Consider the following 9,900-nt stretch of genomic DNA (forward strand, 5'->3'; position numbering starts at 1 on the left):
CGAGCGCTGACCAGGAGCCGCAGTTTGCGAAGGGCCCGAGTTGACCGGCCTGATACCCGTCGCAGCCGAGGCACTGTCATCGTCGGAGAGCCTCCTTGATGCGGCAGGACAGTGCCGGCGTCGGGAGGCTATTGTGGCTGCGCTACCGGCGGTTCACCGGCCAGAACACCGACCACACGATCACTGCGACCGGCAGCCCGACCGCCACCGCCAAGCCGAGCATTGTCACCGCGCAGTCCCAGCCGCGTACCACCGCGCGAACGACAACCGCGGCAGGACCGTCTCCACGTCGGCCACATCCATCACCCGGTTCAGTTCGAGCGCACCGAGGTGATCCGGCGCGGGCAGTATCACCGCGTCGACCCCAGCGTTCCGCACCTGGTCCACGACCGAGAGCACCGAACGCACATCGGGCCAGATGATTCGGTAGCCGAGACGCTCGGCCAATCGCCGAACCTGCGCCCGGTCCCACTCGGGCGCGGTACTCACAACGTCATCCACCCATCCGAACGCGGTCGGCCGCATCGTCTCCCCTTCGGTTCACATCGTTGGCAGACTCCCCGTGGCGCGGCGCCGACACACACCACGGGGGTCGCGAATCAACGTATGGACGCTGGACAGACACCTGAACTACGTCCGGGACGTTTCCTCGGACACTTCAAACCATCTGAATGTCCCGGTATGGTTCGGGCATGAGCCAGCGCCTCGAATCGGCAATGCTTCGGGCACAGATGGATTCGGCCACACTCGCCGCCGCGGTCGGCGTCGACGCCAAGACCGTGAATCGGTGGCTGGCCGGGCGGGTGCCGCACAAGCGGACCAGGGCCGACGTTGCCCGTGTACTGCACGAATCCGAGTCCACCCTGCGGCCGCAAACTCGGCCGGACCTCAGCGCGGGACCTGATCGCCGGCAAATGCCGCAACGGTGCCACCGTCCGACTCGCGTTCGCCGATCCGGATTGTCCGCACGTCGCGGAACGCGATGCGCTCGAACAGATGCAGGGGACGCTACCCGGACGCATCCGGAACGCGCTGAGCATGCTCGGCCCCCTCGCCACAGCACCGGGATGCCGGATCGGATTGCACACCACGCACCTGTACAACTCGGTATTCAGATTCGATGACCAGATGATCGTGACCCCATACCTCGTCCGGGCCCGTGGCTACCAGCACCCAGCGCTGCATCTGCGCAAACTGTCTCCCCACGGTATGTTCGCCTCGTTCGAAGACCAACCGAACAGATCTGGGGAGGCAGTGACCCCGTACCTGCAAGAGGTAGGCTCCGATGGCATCACGGCGTGACTACTACCGCGACTCGGATGCGCCCGAGGCGAATAGCCTGGTTCCCGGAGGCTCGGCCCTGATAGTCGACGACAACGGCGCGGTTCTGATGCAACGCCGCAGCGACTCGGGAAACTGGTCGCTTCCCGGCGGAACAATGGAGATCGGCGAAACACTGGAACAGTGCGTGATCCGGGAAACGAAAGAAGAAACCGGCCTCGATATCGAAATAACCGGCCTCCTAGGTATTTACACCGACCCTGACCATGTGATCGCCTACGCGGACGGCGAGGTCAGGCAAGAATTCAACATCACTCTTTACGGGCGGGTCACCGGCGGCGCCATCACGGTCAGCGCGGAATCGACCGAAGTCGCGTTCCTGACTCCAGCCCAGCTCCAAACACTCCCGGTGCACGAAACGATGCGGCTCCGGCTACGGCACCACTCCGAACAAAGGTCGAAGCCATATCTCGGCTGACATCCTGCCTCACAACGGAATCGAACCGCTGCCGCCGCAGTCGGAGCATATAGGATCGCCCAGGCAGGACATGCACATTTCTGTTCCTCGGCCGAGGCAAGATGAGCAGTCCTCCGTGCCTGTGCCAATACAGGTGATACACGATCGGTCGTCATCGTCCGGATCGAGGCCGATCCCGAAGCATTCTCCCCACAGCGGCTACCGCGGCGATAGTCCGACCGCACCACCGCTCAGGGACGCCGATCACCGCCATGTCCGTCCCGAGCGCTGTAACGTGTTGCACTTCGAACGGGTGAAACGTCTCCGAGGGGGCATCGAACAGGTGTTGAGCTTCTTTGAACGGCAGGGCGGCCGGCTCGTGCCGAAGGCACTGGCGGTCAGTCCATGGACGCCGAACAAACTCAGTGGGACCGGGATCTGCGGGCTACTGGCCCGCGAACTCGAAACCCACTGCCCGCCGGGGTTCGTCCCGGCACGGCTGACCGTGGACCTGTATCAGCCGGTCGACAACGCGGACTTCGTGATACGCAGCACGGTGATCCGGCGGGGGTCGCGGATCGCGGTTGCCGATGCCGCCCTGCTGCAGCAGGGCCAGCCGCGGGTGCGCGCCTCAGCGGTCTTCCTCACGACCGGCGAGGAGCCGGCGGGCACGGTGTGGAGTCCGGACGCGGACCTGCCGATGCCTCCGGCGGGGTGCATGTCGCCGGAGGGGTCGCCGCCGCTGTTCAAAAGCGGCGATGGTGAGTGGAGCGCCGAGTTCGCCGACCACCAGAACGCCGAGCGCAAAGCCGCCTGGCAGAGCTTGCCGCCGCTGGTGGCCGGGGAACCGATCACGGCTTTTCAGCGGGCCGCGATCCTGGGCGATTCCGTCAACCACCTCTGCCACTGGGGTTCCGCGGGTGCGGGCTATATCAATGCCGATGTGACACTCACCCTGTCGCGGCTGCCGGTCGGGTACGAACAAGGCCTGCGCGCCGAGAACACCATCGCCTCGGACGGTATCTCGATCGGCACCGCAACTCTCTACGACCGCCACGGCCCGGTCGGCACCTGTGTGGTGACCACGCTGTCCAACGCCCGCCGGCAGATCGACTTCGCCGCGACATCCTCCGCCGAACTCGCCGGTACATCCGACTGATCGGCCGCCCTCCGGAACAGCGGCGCGGGTATCGAGTGACTCGGCAGCTACTGCGAGGCCGAGGGCAGGAGCCGTCCGCTGAGGACGGGACGTTCGTTGAGGTCGTCCAGAGGCAACCCGACGCCGAGACTCTCGGCAAGCCTGTAGAAGACTCCGAGGGATCCCAAGGGACCGTAGTCGTATCCGTCGAGTCGGGCGCCGAGGGCCTGCATCTCGGTGTCGAAGCGATGCGGGTCGCTGCCTGTCCGGTCGGCTGGGTCGAGGGCGGCCATGGTGTCGAGTCCGGTGATGAGGCGGCCGTCCTCGGCGTACCGGAACACCACTCCCGGTTTCTCGTTGGCGTTCAGCGCCAATGCCGCGGTGCCGATCGAGGCGCGCAGCACCAGTCCTCGATCCTCCAGGCCTTTCCAGCTACCGTGCTCCCACACCCAGGCCCAGCTTCCGTAATGCCCTGCGCTGACCACATATCCATCGGGTGCGTAGAGAAGACCGCCCAACTCGTGGTGGAAATGGTCCTGCTCGCGCACTGCCACGGTGTTCTGGTCGACACCCATCCGCTGCAGCAACTCCCGGGCGTTGATCTGACGCGCGAAGGTGATGCTGAGCAACGGCAGATCCCTGCCGTACATCCACCCGAGGCCGCCGGTCATGGTGTTCACGACGCCCCCGGTTCGACGGTCGCGGCCGGAAAACACAGTCCACGATGATGAACCCGGGCGTCGTCACCAGCTGAAGCAGTCATAGGGCCGACACTGCCATGGGTCACCGACATCCGCGGCCGGATCCGCACTGTGGACTCTCCAGACCCACCCCTGGTGTGCGGGTGCCTCAGGAGATCTCTGGTTCCGGGACGTGGAAGTGCTCGTCCCGCAGCCGGAAGGCCTCGCGGGTGCCGTGTTCGGCGCGGGTTTTCACGAAGTTGAACTCGCCCGGGGCGAACTGCAAATTCGTGCCGAAGGCGTGGAAGAGGTAGCTGGCGACCTCTTCGCCCTGGTACGCCTGGCTCTGTTCGACCAGGCGGAATGCCTCTTTCGCGATGACCACGCCGTCGGCGGGCATTTTCGCCGCTTTCTCGGCCCAGTAGCGGGCACGGGCGGTGGCGGCGGCCGGATCGCAGGTCTCGGTGAACACCCCGAGGTGTTCGACCTCGCCGGCCGAGAGGATATCGCCGGTCAGCAGCATCCGCCGGGCGAGCACCGGGCCGAGCCGGTGGAAGAACAGGTGCAGGCTGCCCAGCGCCGGGCCGAGGAAGCGGGTGGCCGGCATGCCGATCCGGGTGTCGCGGGCGATCACCGAGATATCGGTCATCAACGCCATTTCGAAACCGCCGCCCAGCGCGTAACCGCTGATCTCGCCCACGGTGACCTTCGGGTAGCCCATGAGGTTGTGGTAGAAGCCGAATGATTTCCGGTCCACGGTCAGCCGGCGGCGCTGGCTCGGCCGGCTTTTCGCCGGCTTGCCGTCGGCGCTCGGGCGGTCGCCGTACCAGCCGTAGGCGTTGTTCATATCGGCGCCGGTGCTGAATACGCCCTCGGTGCCGCGCAACAGGACAACGGTGATGTCGTCGTCTTCGGCCGCGCGGTCGAGGTGGCGGGCCAGTTCGTCGCGCATGGCGGCGTTGTAGGAATTGCGCCGCGCGGGATTGTCGAGTGTGATGGTGACAATCCGGCCACCAGGGTCCACGTCGTAGTGCACTCGGCCGTCTGCGGCGCTGGAGTCGGTCATCAGAGGTCCTCTTCTCTCACAGGTGCGGAACCGTGCCGCAGATCAGTCGGGCACGCGGCGGCGGCCGAAGCGAGTACCGGTCAGTTTCGCCGCGGCGGCCGCGACGGTCGCTATCTCTGCCGTGCACAGCAGTGTGTCCTCGCGCAGCAGGCGGGCCGTCGATCGGATTCCGGACTCGCCCACGGCACGATCGATCTCGAAACGCAACTCCACCAGCAGCGGGGTCGGCCGGCGGTAGGTGATGTTCATCGAACGGGTTTTCCCGGTGACGCCGACAGCGCAGCTATGGTGCTGGACCACCGCGTCGAAGAACACGCCGAGGAAGCCGCCGTGCACAAGACCGGGCGGCCCCTCGTGCACCAAGGGAAAGGCGATCCGGCCGGCAGCACGTTCGGAGCCGAGCAAATCGAAACGATACTCGGGAAAGCAGGGGTTGTAGGCGCCGATATCGAAGGCGTGGTCCAGGTAGACGCGCTGGGTATCGCTTGCCTCCGGTCCGACCCGGGGCGCGGGGTCCGGCGGTGCCGTGACGGCCAGTTCCCGCTCCCACCGCTCGAGGTTTCCGATCATGGTGTCGACCGCCGGGTGGGGCTGCTCCAGGGACATCAGCAATCCGGCGATCCGGCGCAGCGCACCGGCCGCGGCCACCGTCTGAGCGAGCGGTTGTTCGCCGAAGCGCAGGGACGCCGGGGTGGCGCCCGCGCCGTCGGGGTCGGATAGGTCGTTCGCGGCCATCGAAACCTTGCTTTCGTCGCCGATAGGTCTGCACAAACCTTGGCAGAAGATCAACGGTATTGTCTACTGTATCTGTATCAGTATGCATCCCAGTCCCCCGTCCGCCCAGGAGGGAACCATGCCGTTCGACACCATCGACTACACCGTCGACGGACACACGGCCACCATCACGCTGAATCGGCCCGACGCGCTCAACGCGCTCAGCCCGCATATGATCACCGAGCTGCGCTGCGCCTACGACGAGGCCGAGAACGACGACAAGGTGTGGTCGCTCATCGTCACCGGCGCGGGCCGCGCGTTCTGCACCGGCGCGGACGTCAAGGCCATCCCCGGCGACGGCAAGGTGATCAACGAACGGCCGTACCTGTCCACCTACGAACAGTGGGAGGCGCCCCAGGAGGGCACGCCCCCGTTCCGGACAATGACCAAACCGGTGCTCACCGCGGTCAACGGCGTCTGCTGCGGCGCCGGGCTGGACTGGGTGACCACGGGCGATATCGTCATCGCCTCGGACCGGGCGAGTTTCTTCGACCCGCACGTCAGTATCGGCCTGGTCGCCGGGCGTGAGGTCGTGCGTCTGGCCCGGGTGCTGCCGCGCACGGTCGCGCTGCGAATGGCGCTGATGGGTAAACACGAGCGGATGAGCGCCCAGCGCGCCTACGAGCTGGGGATGGTCACCGAGGTCGTGGAGCACGATCGGCTGCTCGAACGTGCCCAGGAGATCGCCGCCATCGTCAACTCCAATGCGCCGCTGGCTGTCCGGGGGACGCGCTTGGCGATCGTCAAAGGTTTGAACGTCCCGCTGCACGAAGCCGAAATGCTCGCCGAATCGTTCCGGGAACGCGTCACCCGCACCGAGGACGCACTCGAGGGGCCCAAAGCATTCATCGAGAAGCGCACACCCGATTGGCAATGCCGTTAGCCCTTCCCAGCAGCCGAAGCCGGGATTTCCGACTCAGATCACACCAACAGGGAGTCAGCAGTGTCTTATATCGTTTCCTCGGAGCCTTTCCGATGAGCGCCGCGGCCCGGGAAGCCGGGGCCTCCGAGCACGGCCCATCCGGCGATCGGACCGAGGCATCTGACGTCCCAGGCACCGGTCCGGCGGCCGACGCGCCACCGCGCGACTACAGCGGCGAGTTCGAAACGATTCTGCTCGAAGTCGACCCGACCGACCGCGTCGCGACCCTCACCCTGAATCGGCCCGAGCGCCTGAACGCGTTCAACCGGACGATGTGTGAGGAAGTCCAGCGCGCGTGGCACACGATCAAACTCGATGACTCGGTCAACGCCGTCGTCGTTCGCGCGGCAGGCGACCGGGCATTCAGCGCCGGCCTCGACGTCAAATCGGATTACGGGCAACCGGCCAGTGTCTGGCATCACGAGGATCCCGGCGAATTGCTCAGCCCCAAATGGCAGAAGATGTGGAAGCCGGTGGTGTGCGCGGTGCACGGAATGTGCACCGCGGGGGCGTTCTACTTCGTCAACGAATCCGATGTGGTGATCTGCTCGGACGAGGCGACCTTCTTCGACTCGCATATTTCCGCCGGCCTGGTGTCGGCGCTGGAACCGGTCGGGCTGATGCGTCGGATCGGGCTCGGGGAGACATTGCGGATGGCGCTGATGGGCAATGACGAACGGGTCTCGGCACCGACCGCGCTGCGGATCGGGCTGGTGTCGGAGGTCGTCACCCGCGAACACCTGTGGGCCCGCGCCCACAGCATCGCGGCCACCATCGCGGCCAAACCCCCCACCGCTACCCAGGGCACGGTCAAAGCGATCTGGGAATCGCTCGACAAGCCCTACCGGGCGGCGCTCGACCACGGACTCATCTACACCCGGCTCGGCAATCCGATCGGCAAATCCGAACTGGCCGCCTCCTCGCCCACCGCGACCGAACCGAGGATCCGCTGATGACCGATACCGCACTACACTCCCACCCGCTGAGCCGGCGGGTAGCCCATGTCCTGGCATTGCAACCGGATTCACCCGCACTGGAATTCGACGAGCACTGGTATTCGTGGGGACGGATCGGCGGGCTCACCCAGCGCATCGGGTCGATCATCGAATCGGACCAGGGGCCGCGTCCGGTCGGGATTCTCCTGCGGAACCGGCCCGAGCACGTGGCCGCGATCCTGGCGGTCCTGCTCGCCGGCGATACGGTGGTGGTGATCAACCCGTCGCGTGGGGACGACCGGACCCGCGACGATATCGCCGCACTCCGGCTGCCGCTGCTCATCGGCACGCCCGGCGACCTCGATGCGCTGGTGGTACCGGCACCGGAGACCACGGTCGTCTCGATCCCGGGTCCGGACGCGCTGCCGGAGGTCCGGAATACGGCGACCACGCAGAACAACGAAGCGGCGCGGCCGGGAGTGGCTGTCCGCATGTTGACCAGCGGCACCACCGGACCGCCGAAACGGGTGGATATCAGCTACGACATGCTGGCGCGCAGCGTCATGGGGACCGATCCGGCAGCGGCCGACGCCCCGGCACGACCCCGAAAAGGGGTCGCCGTGGTCAACGCACCATTGGTGCATATCGGCGGTGTCTTCCGGGTGCTGCAGTGCGTCACCGAGGCCCGGCCGTTCGTCCTGCTGCCCCGGTTCGAGCTGAAATCCTGGGTGCGTGCGGTGCGCGCGCACCGGCCGGGCGCGGTCTCGCTGGTACCGGCGGCGTTGCGGATGGTGCTGCATTCGGAACTGCGCCGCGAGGACCTCGCCGGAATCCGCGTCGTCACCTCCGGAACGGCACCGCTGTCGGCCGAGGACGCCGACGCCTTCTACGAGAAATTCGGCATCCCGGTGCTGACCTCCTACGCCGCCACCGAATTCGGCGGTGGGGTGGCCGGCTGGACGCTGCCCGATCACGAACAGTACTGGACGGCGAAGCGGGGCAGTGTGGGCCGGGCAACGGGCGGCGCCCGGCTGCGGGTGGTCGACGAACACGGGGCGGTGCTCGGCGCCGGCGAGGCCGGGTTGCTCGAGGTGATCCCGGGACAGCTCGGACCGGGAGCGGACTGGGCCCGCACCACCGATCTGGCGCGGATCGACGCCGACGGCTTCCTGTGGATCCTGGGCCGCGCGGACCAGGCGATCATCCGCGGCGGTTTCAAGATCATGCCCGACGATGTGCGGGGTGCCCTGGAAAGCCATCCGGCGGTGCGCGGTGCCGCGGTGATCGGCCGGGCCGACCCACGGCTCGGTGAGACCCCGGTGGCGATGGTCGAACTGCACCCCGATGCGGACGCCTCGCCCGGCGCGTTGACCACCTTCCTGCAGACTCGGCTGGCGCGCTACGAAATTCCGACCGAACTGGTTGTGGTGGAGTCGATTCCCCGCACTCCCTCGGGCAAGCCCGATCTCCGCGCGGTGCGCAGTCATTTCGAAATCGCCGCGTCGCGCCACGCACAGGTTCACCCGAGCGGCGACGCGACCGCTCCCGCGGTGGCCGACGCGCCCACCCACTCGACCGGGCACGCGCCCTCCGGCCCCACCACGCCGGCCGATGTCACCGGACACGAGACCGCTGACCCCGCCGAACCTGGAACCGTCGGCCGCACCGAGCACGAAGCCACGAAGCCGAGCGAGCACAGGTCCGCCGGCCCGGCCGACCACAAGACCGCTGACCCCACCGGCCCCGTGGTCGCCGATCATGCTTTCTCCGGGCACAACCAGGCCGGACACACGGCTAGCGGATACGCCGAAACCACCCGACACCGGCAGGTCGACCTCGACGGGAGCGACCGTGCCGGCCGATAACGACACCCTCGCCCCACTGCTGCACCGGCAGGCGAGCGTCCGTGGCCGTCACCCGCTGCTGATCTGTGACCACGAGCGCCTGGGCTACGCCGAAGCGCAAGCCCGTTCCGCCCGGCTCGCCCGCGGGCTGATCGCAGTGGGTGCCGGTAAGGGCACGCATATCGGAGTGCTGTACCCGAACGGGGCGGATTTCGTGATCGCCGCGTTCGCCGCCGCCCGGATCGGGGCCGTGGTGGTGCCTTTCTCCACCTTCGCCACCACGAGTGAGCTGACCCGCCAGCTCGTGGACAGCGATATCCGGATACTCCTGTCGATCGACGGCCATCGCGGGCACGACTACGCGGCCCGGCTGGCCGAGGTGTTACCCGAAGCGTTCGAGGGGACGGCACCGCGCGTGCGGGACCGGCTGCTGTGCCCGGCCGTCCCGCAACTGCGCCATCTCGCGATAAGCCACCGCTCCGGCGCCGGACCGCACGCTATCGGTGAACTCGAGGTCCTCGCCGCCACCCGCGGCGCCGGCCCACGCCCCGGGCTGGGAAGGGCGGTGCCCCCCCCCCCGACGCGGGCGGGGAACAAACCCACCGCCACGACCCGCCCGACCCCCCTATATCTGGCGCTGTGGCCGCGCACGTGCGGCGTTCCGCTGTATCGGCCGCCACGGCGAGGGCTGGCTGGGCAGCTGCCTGACCCGGCCCTACGCCGCCCGCGCCCTCGCCGAGAAGCAGCGACGCCCGTTCATGCTGTTGTCCCCGACCTTCGTGGCCTGGGACGGCTACGAAGAA

The 9,900-nt window shown here is 67.4% G+C and carries 10 protein-coding genes and 1 pseudogene; 7 read left to right on the plus strand and 4 right to left on the minus strand.

The features are described from left to right. Nucleotides 1–225: 225 nt before the first annotated feature. On the minus strand, nt 226–489 hold the full coding sequence (locus QH196_RS28485) for a hypothetical protein (protein WP_348538115.1): 264 nt from the start codon (nt 487–489) through the stop codon (nt 226–228). 342 nt (nt 490–831) lie between these two features. Between QH196_RS28485 and QH196_RS28490 the strand changes: the two genes are divergently transcribed. The 3 genes from QH196_RS28490 to QH196_RS28500 all read left to right on the plus strand — a co-directional run bounded on the left by QH196_RS28490 (nt 832) and on the right by QH196_RS28500 (nt 2,897). Next, nucleotides 832–1,302, plus strand: a complete 471-nt coding sequence (locus QH196_RS28490; RefSeq protein WP_280418931.1) for a hypothetical protein — start codon at nt 832–834, stop codon at nt 1,300–1,302. Then, complete coding sequence (locus QH196_RS28495) at nt 1,286–1,759, plus strand: NUDIX domain-containing protein (RefSeq protein ID WP_280418932.1); 474 nt, start codon at nt 1,286–1,288, stop codon at nt 1,757–1,759. Before QH196_RS28490 ends, QH196_RS28495 begins: the two co-directional genes overlap by 17 nt. 292 nt (nt 1,760–2,051) lie before the next feature. Next, nucleotides 2,052–2,897 (plus strand): acyl-CoA thioesterase domain-containing protein, encoded by an 846-nt coding sequence (locus QH196_RS28500; protein ID WP_280418933.1) that lies wholly within the window; start codon nt 2,052–2,054, stop codon nt 2,895–2,897. A 47-nt stretch (nt 2,898–2,944) separates the two neighbouring features. On the opposite strand, the gene QH196_RS28505 is transcribed toward QH196_RS28500, so the two are convergent. The 3 genes from QH196_RS28505 to QH196_RS28515 all read right to left on the minus strand — a co-directional run bounded on the left by QH196_RS28505 (nt 2,945) and on the right by QH196_RS28515 (nt 5,357). Beyond that, complete coding sequence (locus QH196_RS28505; protein WP_280418939.1) at nt 2,945–3,547, minus strand: DUF6461 domain-containing protein; 603 nt, start codon at nt 3,545–3,547, stop codon at nt 2,945–2,947. Between the two features lie 178 nt (nt 3,548–3,725). After that, nucleotides 3,726–4,622, minus strand: a complete 897-nt coding sequence (locus QH196_RS28510; protein WP_280418934.1) for an enoyl-CoA hydratase/isomerase family protein — start codon at nt 4,620–4,622, stop codon at nt 3,726–3,728. A 42-nt stretch (nt 4,623–4,664) separates the two neighbouring features. Next, the gene (locus tag QH196_RS28515; RefSeq protein WP_280418935.1) at nt 4,665–5,357 is read right to left on the minus strand and encodes a hypothetical protein; all 693 of its coding nucleotides are present in this window, start codon (nt 5,355–5,357) and stop codon (nt 4,665–4,667) included. 118 nt (nt 5,358–5,475) lie between these two features. On the opposite strand from QH196_RS28515, the gene QH196_RS28520 reads away from it, so the two are divergent. From QH196_RS28520 to QH196_RS28535, 4 genes and pseudogenes are all read left to right on the plus strand, one after another. Continuing rightward, a complete protein-coding gene (locus QH196_RS28520; RefSeq protein WP_280418936.1) occupies nt 5,476–6,279 on the plus strand; it encodes an enoyl-CoA hydratase/isomerase family protein in 804 nt (267 codons plus the stop codon). A gap of 92 nt (nt 6,280–6,371) precedes the next feature. Continuing rightward, entirely contained in the window at nt 6,372–7,271 is a 900-nt protein-coding gene (locus QH196_RS28525; protein WP_280418937.1) for an enoyl-CoA hydratase/isomerase family protein, read from the plus strand. Next, nucleotides 7,271–8,746, plus strand: a pseudogene (locus QH196_RS28530) (class I adenylate-forming enzyme family protein); the annotation flags it as partial. The gene QH196_RS28525 and the pseudogene QH196_RS28530, both read left to right, overlap by 1 nt. 358 nt (nt 8,747–9,104) lie before the next feature. Then, nucleotides 9,105–9,900 (plus strand): AMP-binding protein (locus QH196_RS28535; protein WP_280418938.1); only part of this gene is annotated, 796 nt, incomplete at its 3' end.

The organism is Nocardia carnea, assembly GCF_029868325.1.
Classification (GTDB): domain Bacteria; phylum Actinomycetota; class Actinomycetes; order Mycobacteriales; family Mycobacteriaceae; genus Nocardia; species Nocardia carnea_C.